The sequence below is a fragment of the Acetobacteroides hydrogenigenes genome, assembly GCF_004340205.1.
GTDB classification, from domain to species: Bacteria; Bacteroidota; Bacteroidia; order Bacteroidales; family ZOR0009; genus Acetobacteroides; species Acetobacteroides hydrogenigenes.
Genome location: NZ_SLWB01000008.1, coordinates 101,289 through 118,299, shown reverse-complemented (window position 1 = coordinate 118,299; position 17,011 = coordinate 101,289). Strand labels below are relative to the sequence as shown.

Genomic DNA, 17,011 nt, shown 5'->3' with positions numbered 1-17,011 from the left:
GCCTAAGCCTTTGTGGTTGTTTTATAGCTATACATATAATTATGGTATCTGCTTTATTCTCTTAGAAACCCCGGCCGTACTGTTACGGCCAGGGCTCAGTTTGACTTCATCTAACCATTAATGGATGATGTAGTGTTATTTAATTAGATTAGTGGCAACCGTTGCAAGGACCATTGTTGTTTGAACCATAGTTTGCTTGAATTACAGTGCCGTAGTTGCTGTTACCCCATTGGGTTACAGTTACGTTGCTTCCGAATGATTCGCTCTTTAGGCTCAATCTGTTGTTAACGCCTATTTGAACAACCTTTAGATCATCACCTTCAAATTTTGCAAGTTCGGTTGGGCAGTTGTCGCAGATGCCATGTCCGTAGTAGGCAACAGAGTTGAATGCGCCACGTTGGTAGATCCACGATTTTCCGTCTTGTTGGTCGAGGGCAACACGGTTAGCATAGCCATACTGAGAAACCTTTGCATAGTCTGCATTTATACCCATTTTTAGCCAAATCATGTTTCCGATACCCTTTTGTCTTAGGTCGCTTACCCCATTCTTTTGTTGTAGATAGATGAAATTCCAGTATCCATGTTGAGCAATAGTTTGTACTCCATGTAGTGTTCCATCTGTGAATAAGCGGTTGCCATCGCCAATTTGCTTAAGCGTGAAGAAGGTACCTTCGCCAAGATTAATTGAATTGTAGTATGGTCTTCCCTTAAGGGTAAGGTCGCAACGGTTGAAGCACCAGTTAACGTAGGCAGGCTGCCAGCAGGAGAATTTTACGTTGTTAACTTCTGCTGCAATGTTGAAGCTACCAGCTTGTAGTACGTTAGCATAGCTGAAAGATGCTTGTTTAACCTTTGCTAGGTTGTGGAAGCCGTACTGCCCAATGGTTCCATATATAAACATGCCATTTTGCTTAAGGCTAGCGTAGTTAAGAGAACCAAATTGTTCAACTTTTGCAAATTCAAAAGCGCCTTTTTGCTCAACTTTTGCTCCGTTGTAGAAGCCTACTTGGAGTACATCAGCTCCGTTAAAGAATCCAATTTGTTCGATTTTGGCAGCGTTCATGTTTCCGTATTGACCTAAGGTCGCATTTTGGAATTGTGCCATTGCAGCTGTTGCAATAACTACTAGTACTAAAAGAATCGCGTACTTTTTCATGACTTTAGTTTTTTGGTTTGACATTTAAAAAGTTTTTCAAACTGACAGGTCAAAGTTACCCCACGCCCTTCCGCCGACTCAATTAGGATTTTCCATACTCTTTTACGCTTGTTAGATTTTCTTTTATAACACGGTATTAATTTTCTTTTAGGTCAGCTAATTTTACGTTCTTAAGCGTTCGTTTAAGTTCTATTTACAGGTTACGTTAAGGTTTAGCTCCTGTTTTGTTATTGAGCTTGTAGTAGCCTTAACGCATACTGCCGCTACTTTACCGTTAAAAATTTGGATACCTTAAAAGTCTATGGGGGAATTCCCTACTTTTTAAGTAAAAACGTTAACCCTGATTTTTATGCTTTGTAAGGTTTTAGTAAAAGCTTGCATTTTTTTTAGGGCTATTTGAGCTATTGGAAGGGGTAAAGCGTAACCTTTCGATTTTGGGGTCTTTTGAACGCTGCTTTTAGCTGTTGATGGTGGGGGAATGCCGAAGAAGCCGTACATCGTCAGAACCCCGGATTGATCGGATTGAAGGATTACACGGAGACGTTCTCTGCATAACGACTACGCTAATCGTTGCGCATAGATTCTTTCCCGTGTAATCAGATAAAACCATCAAATCCGTGATCCAGACAGTGGCGGCTAGCCGTACATCGTTTGAATCGTGGATTATATCGGATTGAAGGATTACACGGAGATGCTTTTTACGCACTAGTAGGGCTTGCTAAACGTGTTCAGTAGTTTTTTCGTGTAATCTACGGAATCCCTTAAATCCGTGACAAAAAAAAGGCCGAACCCATGGGTTCGGCCTTTACCTCTGCTTTGTGTGCGTTTCTAGTCTTTTTAAGGCTCGCTTTGCTCCTTTTTTGCCTTGGCTGCCAGCGTTTGGCGCGCATGCAGCTGCTGCATTACAACGTCAATTTCGTGGTTAATTTTGGCAATTAGCTCGTCGTACTCGGGTTTCGGATCTACTAGGTTAAGCGCATCGAGCATTTCCAGGATGTCAGCGCTTTGCCTGCGGGCTACCTTTGCCAGCTCGTAGGCGGCAACGTCTTCCGATTCCTTAACCTTTACGTTGCTGAGGAGGTGGTACACCTCTTCGAACTCGGCCTGAGCGGCCATCACGGCATCCCACATTGGCTTGGCGCTAAGCGCTTGCAGGGCCGCTATGTAGCGCTCGTTGGTGGTAAATAGGTCGTTTAGCCCGTATAGAGCCGTTGTTTCCTTGTCGAGCTTCATGCTCTGTACGTTCCCGGCATCCCTAAGCGCCTTGAAGATGAGGTTGGCCGCCTCGTAGGTGGTGGGGTTGGAGCTGTGAATGAAGGCTTCTATAAAAGTCTTAAAGCAGAGGTATTCGCTATCGCGCTTTGCATCCTTGGCCTTCTTATTCTTGGTTTCGGCGATGTAGGTTGGGCTCGATATCACCCCCTCCATGTCGGCCATGGTCTTTGCAAGGCCCGTTACCAGCTCCTTTAGCCTAGCGTTGAGGTTGGGAACCGGGCTAAGGATAAAAATTATCAGCTTAATGAAGTTGAACACTTCGCCAACTTGCATCTTGGTTAGGTAAACAGAATTTGTTTTCATACGTTTTTGTTTTTTTTATTACATGTTAAATAAATGTAAAAAACAGGGTAATTCCAACAGCTAACGCAAAAAAAATATTCATAAAACAATGCTGCATGGCTTGGTTTTTTTGGCATAAAGTGGTTGCAGTAAGCTGTATCGCATAGTTTGGAGGTTGATTAGCCCTTTGGGTATTGTGCAGCTGCTGGTCTCCTTTAAGAAGTCCTGCTCGCGTAAATTATTTGAGGCCGTTTTTGACGAAGAATGCTCCCGCGTAAATTATTTGAGGTAGTTTTTCGTGAAAAATGTGCTCGCGTAAATTATTTGAGGCTGTTTTCGGCCAAAAATGCTCCCGCGTAAATTATTTGAGGTGATTTTTGACGAAAAACATGCTCGCGTAAGCTACATGATGCTGTTTTCGGCGAGAAATGCTTCCGCGTAAATTATTTGAGGGCGTTTTTGACGAAAAACGTTTGCGGGTTGTAGCCTGTGCCGATAACGCTTCTTGCGGACAACGTGAAGCGCTGCTGGCTAGGTCTTTTGTTGGTAGCTGCCGTATACAAGCCCTAATGCTGCTGCAAAGGGGCGAGGGGCGAAGACGCCAAGCAAATAGCCCTCTGGCTAAGCGAGGGCTATGAATAAGTGCAGCAATCCCGTGCTTGTTGTGTGATCTAAGCTGGAATCCAAGTAAGCTCTAAAAAGGAATGGTCTTTAAAAGTAGAGGCCTTCTGACCAGAATTTGGATTAGCTCCATCGAGCTAAAGCTTCCGGCAAGCTCCGCAGCCCTACCTCTACCTATACTGCTAGAGAAGGCCTTCTGCAGAACCTCCTTTGCGCTTCTTGCGCGCTTTGCGGGGCGTACGGCTGGCGTATAGGCATACGAAAAACCCCGGATGAAGTACGCGTACATCCGGGGTTGTCAGCTTGAAATTATTGTAGTAGTAGCTGTTTACGAACAGCTAAGTGAGGATGGTTAGAAGTCGCGTTGCATAATGAAGCCGTAGTTGCCAACGCCATGTTGGGTAACGATCATGGTGCTGTTGTACGATCTTCCATCAACGGTTAGCCTGTTGTACCTGCCAACCTGATCAACTTTTAGCGTATTCCTATACCATACGGTAGCTGGATCAACCACGTTGTGGCTTCCCTCTTGGTTGATGTTTACATTGCTAAAGGAGTACTGGATTACGTTAGCCCTGTTCTTATGCCCTGCTTGGGTAATAATACCGGCTGCAAACCACGACCATCCGGGTTGGGTAATCGAAGCTTGGTTGCCCCATCCGTCTTGGTTGATGGTGGCCATGTTAAAGAATCCGTATTGGAAGATGTCGGCCTTGTTAGCCATCCACTTGCCACCAGTTTGGGTGATGAATGCTTTGTTGAACGCTCCACCCTGTAGTATGTAGGCTATGTGGTTCTTTCCATACTGCTTGATGATTGCCGCATTGAACATCCCATACTGATCTATGCTAGCCCATAGGTACTTGCCATCTTGGAAGATATCTGCATGGTTGAACATGCCTCCTTGTAGGATGTCGGCGTGTACGTGGTTGCTGTTTTGACTTATAATAGCCGTGTTGAACCATCCGGGCTGAGTGATGGTAGCGCTAGAAAACGCCGTGTTGGTTTGGTTGATGGTAGCATGGTTGAAGTAGCCAGGCTGGTTGATGTCAGCGCTGCTAGCAAACGTGTTGGTTTGGTTGATTTCGCCGGCGTTGTGTCCACCTGTTTGGGTGATGCTTGCGTTAGATAAATCAGCCATAGTTTGGGTGATGGTAGCAACGTTTTTGTGGTTGGTCTGGAATACATATGCCGTGCTAAACCACGAATGGTGTTGGTTAATAGTGCCAGCATTGTACTTGCCGTATTGAACTATTTCGCCTAGTACACCATAGTTGCCATGCTGGTTAATGGTAGCAACGTTGTTCTTGCTGTAAGGAACCTGGTTGATTATTGCTGTACTTAGCATGCCATTAGTTTGGTTAACGGTGGCCATGTTGTACTTCCCGTATTGGGTGATTTGAGCATTATCATACCAGTCTTTGGTTTGGGTGATAGCAGCAGTGTTTTTCATGCCGTGCTGCATAATCATAGCCTCATCGCCATTCGACATTGTTTGGTTGATGGTGGCCACGTTGGCTATGCCCAATTGAGAAATGTGCGCATCAGATGGCATGAACCACCACCAGCCCCATCCATCGGCGGCTTGGGTGATTGTAGCGTTGTTTTTCCATCCCATCTGATCGATGGTTGCATCGCTTCCTACGGATAAAGCCTGTGTGATTGTACCCATGTTGCCCCATCCAAATTGGTTGAGCTTACCATATACATACCAGCTGCCTAGCTGGTTTACGGTTCCATGGTTCTGCATCCCGATTTGGAAAATGTAGCCCTGACCGTAGTGGTTGTTTGCGTTTTGATTAAGTATTGCCGTGTTGTTTTGCGCAAATGCTACAGCACCAATTAGAAATAATCCTAGCAATAAACCTGCTCTTTTCATGATCTTAAATTTTTGGTTCGACAATAAATTATATTACTGACAAGAGCAAAGGTATTTCCGAATTAAAATTAGGCGCAATTAGGTGTTTCCATACTCTTTAATTAAAAATTAAATTACATTTTGAAATTGACTTTGTATTTTGATTAAATAGCGTTTGTTGTATAACAATTGGGTGAAATATACTGTCATTTGATAATTGATGGCTTAAAATAAAAAATGTAGGTTAAAGAATTTGATTTTGGACAAATATTCAGATGTGCGCTTTAGTAGGTTATCCCCTCAACGAGTGGGATTGCGGTGCGAATTTGTGTTTTTTTATGTTGTGCTTTATATAATTTTAAGCGTGATTTTATTTGTTTAAGTAGGTTGGTGGATTCGGTGGCTTTATTGGTATTTCAAATGTATATTTGTGTAGTATCTTTAATAACTACTTGTAGGATGTTTAAATTCAAGCTAAATTCAAGCAAAATACGCGAATTTATACAGGTTTGTTGGTTTGTTAATGGTAACATTTATAATTGAGATGTTGCTTAGTGTGAATTGTAATTTATTAGGTGTCGTAAGCGTATTGCAAATCGATGTTTTAAACTACTAATAAGTGCTTTTAATAAGCTATAATTATGTTATGTTCTGTAACAAAATAAGGAAGTGCTCTTGTGGCTAAATGGGTAGGTCTTGCCTTTTTTGTTGCTGGTATTTCTGTTCCTAAACGACAAAAAAATACCCCGGATGTTGCGGTTCATCCGGGGCTCGTCAGCATGAAGTTAGCATAATGCATTATCCTAGCATCATTGGTATTGTTAGGATTATAGGTAGATGGCGCTTATTGGCATCCGCCACAGTAGCTGGTAAACTGGTGCTGATAGGTAATGCCCTTTTGAACGATCATGCCAAAGTTGTACGATCCGTTTTGGGTAACGTTAATCATGTTCTTGTAGCCATCGCTCTCAACGCTTAGCCTGTTGTGGTCGCCATTTTGGACTACGGTCATCATATCGCCGTTAAACTCGGCTGGACCCGTAGCGCAGTTGTCGCATGGGCCACTGAACTTAGCAACGTAGTTCTTGTAGCCGTTTTGGGTTATAGATACGGTTGGTCCGTCGGTGCCCTTTAGTACGTCCATGTCTAACCAAATCTTGTTGTACCTGCCATTTTGGGTTAGGATGGCGTTACCGCCGTCTTGTGCCAGCCAAATGGCGTTGTAGTCAAGATTCGAGTGGTGATGTCCATGTTTGCTGTAAGGCCATCCGCCGTTGTTTCCTTGAACAATTGTTCGGTCACCTTTAAGTACCCCAATGCCAAAGAAGTATTCGCCTTGGCCGGTTTGGGTAAGCTCTAGGGTTTCGCCTTCGCCTACAATTAGAGGTTGGAACATGAAGTTAGGGCAGCAGCTTTGCTGGTAGCTGTAGTGCTGCAAGCTTCCGCAGAAGTTTGCGTAGCTTGCTCCACCAATGTAGTTGTGCTCGCCACCTTGATTAATTGTTAGGTTGCTACCGCTTAGCTGAAGAACCGATGTGATGTTGTGGCTGCCAGTTTGGTTGATAATGCCTTTAGCACCTGGTTTTGGGCCATGATGGCTGTTTACAATATCAGCATATGGGCTGCCATGGTACCAGCCCCAGTTAAGCTGCCAAAGGGTGGCTAGGTTGCCATGTCCCGTTTGGTTGATGGTGCCTTCGTTGTTAAATCCAATCTGCGTAATAAAAGCGGTGTTGCCAAAACTGCCCTCTTGATGATTCATTACAGCTTCACCTGTAGGTGTTGCTACAAGGCCTTGGTTGATGGTTGCTTTGTTGCCATCCCCAAACTGGTAGATAAATCCCCATTGCCTCCAACCTTCTTGATTTAGAACAGCACTATTGCCCGTTACGGTTGGTTGTGGATGATGAAATTCCTGTGCGCTGACTCCAATTGCAAGCATTGCAAGCACAATAATAATACTGACCTTTTTCATGATACAAATGTTTTGGTTTGACAATAAAATTTACTGACAAGCGCAAAGTTATCTCCGAAATGAAATTGTATTCAATTAGGTATTTCCATATTAATTGTTGTCATTTTGTTAATTGAAAAATGAGCTTTGTGTTTTGTATAAAATATGGTTTTTGCGGTATGTATTGGTAAAACACATAAGTTTTAAATTAAAAAATGTCATATCTTTTAATTCTAATTAATTTGTGCGAATGCTTTTCTTAAATTCTTTTTGTAGTAGTACGACTATAAAGTTGATGCTTTGTGATTTTGGATTGATGCGTTCTGCTTTTAAAGATGCTGTTGTGTAATTTTTGTAAATGAATTATGGATGAACTATGTTTTGTATAAATTACTAGTAAAGGTGATTTTAATTTGTATTTTTAATTACAATTGTTGCCTCTTTAAATTTAAATAGTATGAGATATATTAATGGTTGGTTAATGTTAGCATAATTAAAGTTTGTATTTTGTTATTAATATGTTAATGCTGTAATTTATATTTTATTAATTCTTGATTTTTGTAAATTATATTTGATTTGTTTTATGTTGGTTAAAGTATTATTAGTTATTTAAAATAAATTTGACGATAAATCAACGTTATTTATGTGGATTTGGGCAATAAAATGAATGTCTATTTTACAAAAAACAGCACCTAAACGGTTTTTTTGTTATACCTACCTGGTATTTTATGGCTTGGGTGGGGTATTAAAAAGAGGTTTTCTTTTGAAAGGGGACGATCTTTTTAGTAAGTAGGTTGGTTGTGATGTTAATTTTTTGATAGTAGTCGAATCATAAATCGCTTTTTTATAAAAACAAGCAAAATATTTTGGACATAAAAATGGAAGAAGCGTTACTGATGGATTTATGAATTCTGTGCAAAATTAGTTTCTTTTAAAATGGTTAAATAAAACTAAACTGGTTGTTTTTGTTGATTTTGCGTTGTTTTCGAATTAAAGCAAATTCGTGGGATGCGTTTTAATCTATAGCTGTTATTTTTAGTATCGTTGAATATGGTAATGCTTATAGGGTATGATTGCTATTATTTATTAGCAGCCCCCTCTAAAGTAGGGGGGTGATGAATCGAATTCTTATTTTTCTATATTGCATCCGAGAACGAACACTTGTTTAAATATTTACAGAAAATGGAAGTAATTGTAAGTGGCACCGAGCAATGTGCTATTGTTGAAATCGGCGATTTGGTCCGTCGCTTAACTCAGGAGACAGGGCAGGAATACTTAGCCCTAAATAGGGGAATTAATGCAGTTGTAAACATTGATTTAAGCGAAGTAGTCAAATCGATTGATTTCAATTCGCCTGAAATTCAGATCTATCCTCCAACTACAGGCTTTCCTGCACTTAAAGATGCAATTAATAAGGAATACTTTGGAGGTAAGGCCAATCCTAATCAGATTTCTATTACAGGAGGAGGGATGGCTGCAATTGATATGGCCTTCCAAACTGTAAAGGTTGATAAAGTATTCGTTCCTGAAATAATTTGGGAATCCTACTTCATGATTATGCAGATGCGCGGGAAACAACCTGGGCTATACCACTCTTTATCGTCTCTTAAGGGGATGATAGATGAGCTTCGTGGTAACGCTGTGCTTATTTGCGATCCGAGCAATCCTGTTGGGGATAAATACGATGATGAGAAGCTCTTTGAACTTATTAAGTTTTTAAACGATAACGATGTTGTTGTTTTTTGCGATTGCCCATATCGACGTATTTTTAAGGATGCTGATGATAGCTTCTACGAGCGTCTTTTACCTCTAGAAAATGTGGTAATTACAGAAAGTTTTAGCAAATCGGTGGGCCTTAGTGGTATTCGTTTAGGATTTATTCACTGCAACAATCCGGTATTCAATAAGGAGATACTCTTACGCTTGCTTTTTGCCACTAACGGTATTAACGGTTTTGCTCAGCAGCTCGTGCTTCGACTTTTGACTACCGGAGAAGGGAAAAAAGCTGTTGCCGAGTTTAAGCAAAAAACTGTAGAGGGAATAACTAAGAATATAGCATATCTACGTGAAAAGGGCTTTCTTGCCGAAGAGTTTTATCAGGAATCAACCCCAGTTGGTATATTTACCATACTAAATATGAGTTACGATGAGCTGATGAAGAACCGTATTGCTAGCGTTTCTTTGCGTTTCTTTGCCAAGGAGTTAGAGAATGCAGATAAGTATGCTCGTATATGCGTTTCGGTCCCTCATGAAAAGCTGAAGAGATTCTTTGAGCCGCTTGAAAGTCTTGTCGCTTCAAAGTAGAAATTTTGAATCTATAAATGGAATTCCTAGGAAGTTATGCTTTCTGGGAATTTTCATTTAAATCTATGTCCGTTTATATTATCGTGATTCCTATTCCAAATCTACCTGTACGTCCGTTGTCGTGTCTTGATGAGAAAAAGAGGGTGTTGTTGCATTTTGTGCATATCTTGGCAACTTCGATATTTTGGATAGGTATGCCTGTTTCTTCTAGCTGCTCCTTGTTCGCCTCCCACAAGTCAAAATGGTACTTACTATTATGCGAGATAAGTAAGTTTGCTGAGTTGGGAAAGCTGGATGATACAGCATCTACAACTTCGGAACCTACTTCGTAGCAGCATCGTCCTATTGATGGGCCTATTCCTGCAATTATGTTTTGGGGATTACATTCAAATTCAGCAATCATCTTTTGTGCTGTCTTTTGAGCGATTCTTTTAATAGTTCCCCTCCATCCAGCATGAATGGCTGCTGCTACTTTATTCTTAGTATCATATAGAATAATGGGGACGCAATCGGCGGCTTGCGCAAAGAGCGTAATTCCCTTTGTTTGCGTTATTAGGGCATCGGAGTTTGAAATAGATTGAGTTTTTATACGGTTTCCAGCACCTGCATTATTGCTATCTACTACGGTTATAGAGTCGCTATGTGCCTGGCTCTGAAACGTCATTTTCTCGAAGTCGATGTTTAGAGCCGTGCAAATTCTCTGTCGGTTACTTATTGTAGTCGATGCAGGTTCAAATTCGGAGATTCCTATGTTGCAGGATGCAAGGTGATCGGAACTTTCTCCTCCTACACGGGTTGTCACAAATGCTAAAACATCATTTCGGTTGGCAAAAAGTTCGAAAGTAAGCGTTAGTGGTGCTTGGGTTAGCTCTATCATAAAGGCAAAAGTAAAAGAGCGAGAAAATCTCGCTCTTTTTATTGTAAATTAAAGATGTAAGTAATATTCCCGGTTTGAATGGAGGGCGCATTTTTGTCTACGTTGAATCGGGCTCGAAGGGCAGCTGAGATCGCTGCTTGTATAAGCCTAGAATCGGAGGTGGTAGATCCTTTGGGAGAATAAGTTGCCTTAGTTACATTCCCGTTTTGATCTACGGTTATAGAAACGACAACTTTCCCCGAGGCCTGAACGTTATAAGCAGGGTTAGGAAACCCTCCAACTATGCGTCTTCCGCTAAGGCTGAAGGAGTGCCCATTGGAACTTCCCGTACTACCTCCTATACGGCTTTTGCTATCTGGAGAGCCATTTGGATCTCCTTGATTGCCGATCCCTTTTCCATCTCCTTCTCCTTGTGAGGGAAGACCTGAGTTGCTTTTTCCTGGGAAAAGAGCACGCTTGTTTACTTCGCGAGGCTTTTCGACGGGTGCAACGGGTGCTGCTTCTGTTCGTGTTTGAACTGTTGGCTTATTCGCAGGAACTTTCTTTTTGATGGATGTTTTTGTTGGAAGCGTTGGTGCTTCTTCAAAATCTTGCGTAATAGGATTTTCCTGATCTGCGGATTGTTGGCTAGGAGCAACTTGTGCAACTTGATTGGTTGCCGAAGGCTCTACAAAGCCGCTTCCTACATCGCTATCTCCAAAGTTTATTAGGATAGCCTCTTCTGGAGGTATAGGCAGCTGAGGCTTAAGCCCAAATAGGAGCAGCAAAAGCAAAACTGCAGCATGAAAAATAGCTGTAGCAAACAATCCTGCAATCTTCGATGAGTTGGAGTTAACCATATTTTACTCTGGACTTGTTGCAAGAATAAGCTTGTAGTTGTTATTCTTTGCAATGTTCATCACCTTTACTACTTCATCCATTGGGATGCTACCATCTACATGGAGAGCAATGGTCTTTTCTTCTTCATTCATCAGCTTCTGTTGTAACGTGCTTTCGATGTTTTCGAAGGCAACAGGCTGGGCCTCTATGTAGTAGTAATACGCTCCGTTAATGTCGTCTATCGAGATGCTCGTTATAGGTTTTCCCTGCACTTGGCTGTTGCTTTTGGGAAGCAGAAGCTTTAGCGCATTGGGACTTACTAATGTGGAGGTTACAAGAAAGAAGATTAGCAGCAAAAACACCATGTCGGACATGGATGACATGCTAAAGCTAGTATCGACCTTCGACCCTCGTTTAATTGCCATTTTCTACTGGTTTTAATAGTTTACTACTTCGCAGGTTCATTTAGCAGATCCATGAAAACCATAGAATTAGCTTCCATATTAAACACCAACTTTTCGATGCGGGCAACGAGAATGTTATAGCAGAAGTAGGCCATGATACCTACAATAAGTCCACCTACAGTGGTAACCATTGCCGTATAAATACCACCAGAAAGAAGTCCGATGTTTAGGTTATTGCCTGCTGCAGACATCTTGTAGAAGGCGTCAATCATACCAACAACTGTGCCCAAGAAGCCTATCATTGGGGCACCTCCCGAAACGGTTGCCAATAGTGGTAGATTCTTTTCAAGTTTAGCAATCTCTAGGTTTCCTACATTCTCTATGGCTGTGTTTACGTCGTTCAGAGGACGGCCAATGCGCTCGATTCCCTTTTCAATCATACGAGCAATTGGAGTGTCGTTCTGGCGGCAAAGGTTGAGTGCTGTTTCAATTTTCCCTTCGTGGATGTACTCGCGAATACGATTCATAAAGTTGGTATCGTACTTGCTCGCTTTTCTTATGGCCATATAGCGCTCTACAAAGATGTAAACAGCTAGTACTGATAGTAGGCCAAGAGGTATCATAATAGGACCGCCCTTAACCATTAACGACCAAAATGATAGGCCACCTGTTTGAGCCGCTTGTGTTGCAACCTGAGTTACTGTATCTGCAGCAACGCTACTTTGAAGTAAAGTGTTTAAAATCATAACTTTTATTTTGGGCTTTAGTTTTGTCGAAAATAGTAAAATGTTTATAGTCGACAAAGAATTAACATAGGAGAGTGTTCTTCATATTCTCCGTATTCAGGTTGCAAAACTATCGAATAGAATTGCAATCTGAGCTATTATCTCTTTTTTTGTGTTTCCGATGAGTCTTTTTTTACCTTGTCGTGGAGAAGAGTGTCTGATGCTTGAGGTGTTTTGGCATTCTTTTTTTTCTTTTTAAAGAGGTCTCCGAACGAGTTAAACTGGTTTTGGAAGAAAACCCCAACACCTTGTCTGCTTTGAATGTTGTTGAGTAGTTTGTCTTGCTTTTCGTGCGAAAACATTTTAAACTTTACCTTATCCTTTTTGTCGAGCCTTACTTCAACGTCATAGTCTCCAGCAACACCTCTGCCGGTTGATTTTGAGTTATTGGCAACGTCAACAGTCCCATTAACAGTAACCCATTCGTTGAACTTAAGCGATGTTGATATCTCATACTCCTGTTCCGTTGTTGCGGTTGCAGGTGTGTATTTTATTCCGAAGTTAACGGAGTTGGATATTTGGGACACTAGGTTTGCTAGTTGGTTAAACAGAAGATCTGCAGCCATCCCTTTGCTGGCGTATGAACCTATTGGATTATCGTTGCTGGTGTTTGTTTGTTCGGGGAAAAATTGTCCGAACATGAGCAAGCTAACAAACTGCTTCTGCATTTGACTTTCGGTATTGAGGGCGGCTTGTAGTAGGGTTTGGGTTGATGCATCTGCTTCGGGAAGTTCTACACCTAATTTTATGTTTGGGTTCAAAAGCATGCCATCAAGCATAATCTTGCAATCGACGTTATGGCGCTGGACTCTGTTTTGCTCAAGTTGGTCGAGACCTGCAAGTATTGGGCCAAGAGTGGTTCTAACCTTGTGGCGTGCAGTAACGTTAATTGTAGCGTTTGATGGGCTTCCCGACCAAGAAATTGAGCTCCCCTGGTCTATTGAGAAGTCTTTTGAAGCAAGATTTAGCAACGAAAAACGAAAGTTCCCTTTTTGAATAACGTAGTTACCCCTAATTTGAAAAATGTTGGAAGAAGGGTTGACCTCCATGCTTAGGTTTGAGTTACCCTGCGCTTTTAGGACATTGCCAGAGTTTGGATCGAGCAGTATTTGTGCTTCGGCATCGGGTGTAACTTGTAGATCAAGGTAGATCTTAAGGTTAGATCTTTGTTTTATTGTTTGCTTTGGATTGAGGTTTTCTGATGAGCTCTCGTTGTCAACATCTTTTTCTTTTGGCTTAATGAAGGTAATAAAGCTCTGGTCTTGAATCTGAGTTCTGTTGCTAAGAGGAATAAATACTCTTGAATTCTTTTCAGTAAGGGCGTTGATTCGCATTTCAAGGTTTCGCAAATCTCCAAGTATTTGTACCAATCCAGAGGCGTAGGCCGTTCCGTAGAATACCTTGTTTTGTTTTGCGGTGGTATTTAGCGCGAGTAGTTTTTGCGGTTGAATGTTGATGTTAAACTTGAAATTCTTGAGGTTTTTGTGCGTTACAGATGCATTAACAACCGCAATATTGCCCAAGCCATCGTTTAGCGTATCATTCTTAATACTAAATTCTGTTGGCGAGATGGCGATAGGGGCTGTTATACTATATGTTGTATTTAAAAAGTCGATTTTGGCTTGTATGTCGTTAAGATATGCCATTCCATTTACTATAGGGCTGCTGGTTTTGCCCGTGATAGCTAGGTCTGCGCTAATGTTGCCCTTCATATTAGATACGATTCCTTTGGTAAAGGGTTCGAGCAAGAAGGGGCGTAGCTGATTTATTCTGAGATCTAGGTTCAGATCTTTTGTTTCGGGGGATATCGTCCCCGAGAGCCTATACACTTCTTTGTCGTTGATGGTATTGGTCGAAAGCAAGCTTACTTTACGGCTTACCTCGTCCCACGAACTTACTAGTTCAGGGCTTCCTACCGATCTACCATTAATATAGGCCTCGTCAAACTTGATGTTGCTGAAGAGCATCGGGCTATCGTATATATTCTTTAAGGTCGCAATACCATTTAATGCTCCTCGAATATCGTATCCCGATTTTTGAAAAAAAGACTTGAAGTTTTGAACGTCGAAGTTGTTAACGATAAAGTGGAGTTGCTCTTCTTTATCCTTCGAGATTTTACCGGCAACTGCAATTTTCTGCTGGTTGTGGGTAACCTTGAAGTCTTCTATCTGAATCGTTGTGCTATCGATGCTAACCGTGGCTTGTCCAATTTTCCAAGGTGTGTCGTTAATGGTTAGAAGCGATTTTATGAAATCGACCTTGATGTGAGGCTTTGATGAATGGGCATTTCTGTCGAACATAGTTATAAACTTCACTTCGCCTTCGTTGCGAGCATCCTTGGTGTTGTTGTTGAAGTTGATAGTTGTGTTGATCTTGTTGGCAGCCCCCATAGCTTCGAGGGTGATGTTGTTTAAGGCAAAGCCTTGTTGCTGATATTTTCCGCAAGTTAGGGTTGTGCGCATATTAGAAGGCGACCCTACGGCTTGTAGGTTAACCTTGTTAAACTGGTTGGTTCCCAGCTGTAGCTGCGGTGATATTAGTTTTACATCGAAGGTGTTGTTGCTTGTGTTTATTGTGGCTAATAGCGTAGACGATTTTTCTACTTTCAACTTTGGGATAAAGAGGTTAAGGATGTCGTTTACCTTTTTTACCTTAATGTTTACGTAGTAAATCTGAGCCTCTTTTGCTGTGGGGGCTGGTGTTTTTACTTCAGTTGTTCGTGCTTTTTGAGCAAGCGTTGGTTTATGAGCCTCCGGCTTGGCTATATTCGAAAAGTATAGCCAAGTAAAGTGCCCGATAGCCTTCCCTAAATCTTTGATAGATGAATTTCCTTTGATTTCTCCATCAACAAGGTCGGATTCTACTTGCAGCTCTTTTCCTGTCGCTTCGTTTCGGAGATGAACATTGGCCATCCCTACAAGAATATTCTTGTTACGGGTACTAAAGGTGGCATTGTGTAGGGTTGCCGATCCGTTTATGTTGTCGAGGTTTGTTCCTGTAAAATCAACATTAAAAAGACCTTTGATTGAGGTTATGGTGTCGCTCTTTACAAGGTTTATCTCATGGAGGTTTATGTGATTTGCCTTAATTGAGGCTATTGTTCTGCTTGGTGTGGTGCCAAAGTTGTAGCTTCCAGCGCAGGTGAAGTCGGCATCGCGGCTATTTACTCGAACGAGGTAATCGTAGAGTTTTCCTTCACGGTTTAGAGTCAGGGCAATGTCCTTGTAGTCGTAACCGTGAATGTAGAAACTGCTAAAGTTGGCTTCTGTTGTCGAACTCTTTACCAGCCTTCCTTCTGTTGCACCTACAGATTTGAGTGCTCCTGTAACGTTGCCAACCTCTTTCGAATCGATAATATGGCCTAGATTGAGGTTGTTGGTGCTGATGTTTAAGGCATAGGCGTTGGTATGACCATTGCTGGCTTTGGTGTCGAGCGAGGCAACAACGTTGCCGATTGATGACGCTATTTCAGACGAAGAGGTGAACGCTGCAAATTTACCGCTAAAGTAGGCGTTCAACTTTAGCTTGCCCATCTTAGCCATGATGCCGGCTACGGATTCGCCGTGCGCGCCAACAAAGGTTTTTATGGTCTGTCCGAGTTCCCTGCCGTTAGAGGTTAGCTCGTGCACGTTGCCTCTCCAAACCGTTTCCTCGGCTTTGGGTAAACCTACAATCGAGAAGTTTAGCGTTAGCTTCGTGCTATCGCCGGTTTTAAACTCTAGGTAGTCGCTACGGAGGTTGCAAACTGGACCTCTAACTCTTCCGTCGAGATATCCTTTAAAGTTCCACTTACGAAGGGTAGGGGCAAAGTAGGATATTGTTTTAAAGTCAACAAAGGCGTTGTTGAACAGCGCGTCCATTTTTACCTTATGTACGTAGTCCTTCCAGTCGCTAAATCCGTTAAACCGGAATATGATGTATGAAGCCTTTACCCTGCTGCTTTGGGTGTTGATTGTTGTATTGGACAGCTTAATCTCTTTAGGTGAAAAGTCGACATCGGCGTTAAGGCGCTTTAGCAGGAATCCGCACTTCTCGTAGGCGCTAAGATTTTCCATCTTGGCGAGTATCTTGGATCCTACAATACGGATATTCCGCAGGTCGAGGTTGATGTAGCGGATGTCGAGATCGGTATAGTTCATGCCGTAGGGCTTTACCCTTGGCTTCCATTTTCGGTACTTAAAGGCGAAGTCTACCAGCTTAAAGTTTCGAACTTTAAAGCTGTATTCCTTCTTCTTTTTGGTGGTGTCCTTGCTGGAGAGGGCGTCGATTATGAACTTGAGGTTGAGCACTCCGGTTGAATCCTGCCGAAGGTAGAATTTACCGGTGTTGAGCTCGGCCGTGCCAATCGATATAAATCTTTTCTTGAGGTTGTACCCGCGAAGCGATGTATAAATCTTCCCCGAATACAGCAGCGTATCGCCATGCTGATCTTCCACGTAAACTTTGTTGAGCTTTAGCTTGTTGAAGAACGCATAATCAACGGACTCGATGCTAATTTTGGCGTTAAACTTCTCGGAAAGGATGTTGGTTATCTCATGTACGACGAAAGTTTGTACTTTTGGGCTCTTTAAGGCTAAAAAAAGAAATAGCGGTATCGATATTAATATCAGTACCGTTATGGAGAGTATCTTAAAAACTTTTTTTAGAAGTGCCTTTTTTGTCATACAGACACAAAA

10 protein-coding genes are annotated in these 17,011 nt (G+C 41.9%); 1 reads left to right on the top strand and 9 read right to left on the bottom strand.

Annotated elements, in window-relative coordinates; all coding sequences use genetic code 11:
• Positions 1-148 precede the first annotated feature (148 nt).
• From CLV25_RS09725 to CLV25_RS09710, 4 genes are all read right to left on the bottom strand, one after another.
• Positions 149-1,156, bottom strand: coding sequence for a hypothetical protein (locus tag CLV25_RS09725; RefSeq protein ID WP_131839457.1), 1,008 nt, complete (start codon positions 1,154-1,156; stop codon positions 149-151).
• An 837-nt stretch (positions 1,157-1,993) separates the two neighbouring features.
• Positions 1,994-2,734 carry a DUF6261 family protein gene (locus CLV25_RS09720; RefSeq protein WP_131839456.1) on the bottom strand — a complete coding sequence of 247 codons (741 nt, stop codon included), beginning with the start codon at positions 2,732-2,734 and terminating at the stop codon, positions 1,994-1,996.
• A 952-nt stretch (positions 2,735-3,686) separates the two neighbouring features.
• The gene (locus CLV25_RS09715) at positions 3,687-5,213 is read right to left on the bottom strand and encodes a hypothetical protein (RefSeq protein ID WP_131839455.1); all 1,527 of its coding nucleotides are present in this window, start codon (positions 5,211-5,213) and stop codon (positions 3,687-3,689) included.
• A gap of 823 nt (positions 5,214-6,036) precedes the next feature.
• Positions 6,037-7,167, bottom strand: a complete 1,131-nt coding sequence (locus CLV25_RS09710; RefSeq protein ID WP_131839454.1) for a hypothetical protein — start codon at positions 7,165-7,167, stop codon at positions 6,037-6,039.
• A gap of 1,161 nt (positions 7,168-8,328) precedes the next feature.
• Here CLV25_RS09710 and CLV25_RS09705 point away from each other — a divergent pair.
• Positions 8,329-9,450, top strand: a complete 1,122-nt coding sequence (locus CLV25_RS09705) for a pyridoxal phosphate-dependent aminotransferase (protein WP_131839453.1) — start codon at positions 8,329-8,331, stop codon at positions 9,448-9,450.
• 73 nt (positions 9,451-9,523) lie between these two features.
• Here the strand turns inward: CLV25_RS09705 and pgeF are convergent, their stop codons facing one another.
• From pgeF to CLV25_RS09680, 5 genes are all read right to left on the bottom strand, one after another.
• Positions 9,524-10,327: a peptidoglycan editing factor PgeF gene (gene pgeF, locus CLV25_RS09700; protein WP_131839452.1), complete on the bottom strand. Its 804-nt coding sequence runs from the start codon at positions 10,325-10,327 to the stop codon at positions 9,524-9,526.
• A gap of 38 nt (positions 10,328-10,365) precedes the next feature.
• Positions 10,366-11,166: a TonB family protein gene (locus CLV25_RS09695; protein WP_131839451.1), complete on the bottom strand. Its 801-nt coding sequence runs from the start codon at positions 11,164-11,166 to the stop codon at positions 10,366-10,368.
• Positions 11,167-11,169: 3 nt separating this feature from the next.
• Entirely contained in the window at positions 11,170-11,571 is a 402-nt protein-coding gene (locus CLV25_RS09690) for an ExbD/TolR family protein (RefSeq protein WP_131839450.1), read from the bottom strand.
• Positions 11,572-11,594: 23 nt separating this feature from the next.
• On the bottom strand, positions 11,595-12,296 hold the full coding sequence (locus tag CLV25_RS09685) for a MotA/TolQ/ExbB proton channel family protein (protein ID WP_131839449.1): 702 nt from the start codon (positions 12,294-12,296) through the stop codon (positions 11,595-11,597).
• A gap of 137 nt (positions 12,297-12,433) precedes the next feature.
• The gene (locus tag CLV25_RS09680) at positions 12,434-16,999 is read right to left on the bottom strand and encodes a translocation/assembly module TamB domain-containing protein (RefSeq protein ID WP_131839448.1); all 4,566 of its coding nucleotides are present in this window, start codon (positions 16,997-16,999) and stop codon (positions 12,434-12,436) included.
• Positions 17,000-17,011 lie beyond the last annotated feature (12 nt).

Bases quoted from the DNA above. Each gene is read 5' to 3' on its own strand.
- CLV25_RS09725 (WP_131839457.1), bottom strand. From the start codon at position 1,156: ATGAAAAAGTACGCGATTCTTTTAGTACTAGTAGTTATTGCAACAGCT.
- CLV25_RS09720 (WP_131839456.1), bottom strand. From the start codon at position 2,734: ATGAAAACAAATTCTGTTTACCTAACCAAGATGCAAGTTGGCGAAGTG.
- CLV25_RS09715 (WP_131839455.1), bottom strand. From the start codon at position 5,213: ATGAAAAGAGCAGGTTTATTGCTAGGATTATTTCTAATTGGTGCTGTA.
- CLV25_RS09710 (WP_131839454.1), bottom strand. From the start codon at position 7,167: ATGAAAAAGGTCAGTATTATTATTGTGCTTGCAATGCTTGCAATTGGA.
- CLV25_RS09705 (WP_131839453.1), top strand. From the start codon at position 8,329: ATGGAAGTAATTGTAAGTGGCACCGAGCAATGTGCTATTGTTGAAATC.
- pgeF (WP_131839452.1), bottom strand. From the start codon at position 10,327: ATGATAGAGCTAACCCAAGCACCACTAACGCTTACTTTCGAACTTTTT.
- CLV25_RS09695 (WP_131839451.1), bottom strand. From the start codon at position 11,166: ATGGTTAACTCCAACTCATCGAAGATTGCAGGATTGTTTGCTACAGCT.
- CLV25_RS09690 (WP_131839450.1), bottom strand. From the start codon at position 11,571: ATGGCAATTAAACGAGGGTCGAAGGTCGATACTAGCTTTAGCATGTCA.
- CLV25_RS09685 (WP_131839449.1), bottom strand. From the start codon at position 12,296: ATGATTTTAAACACTTTACTTCAAAGTAGCGTTGCTGCAGATACAGTA.
- CLV25_RS09680 (WP_131839448.1), bottom strand. From the start codon at position 16,999: ATGACAAAAAAGGCACTTCTAAAAAAAGTTTTTAAGATACTCTCCATA.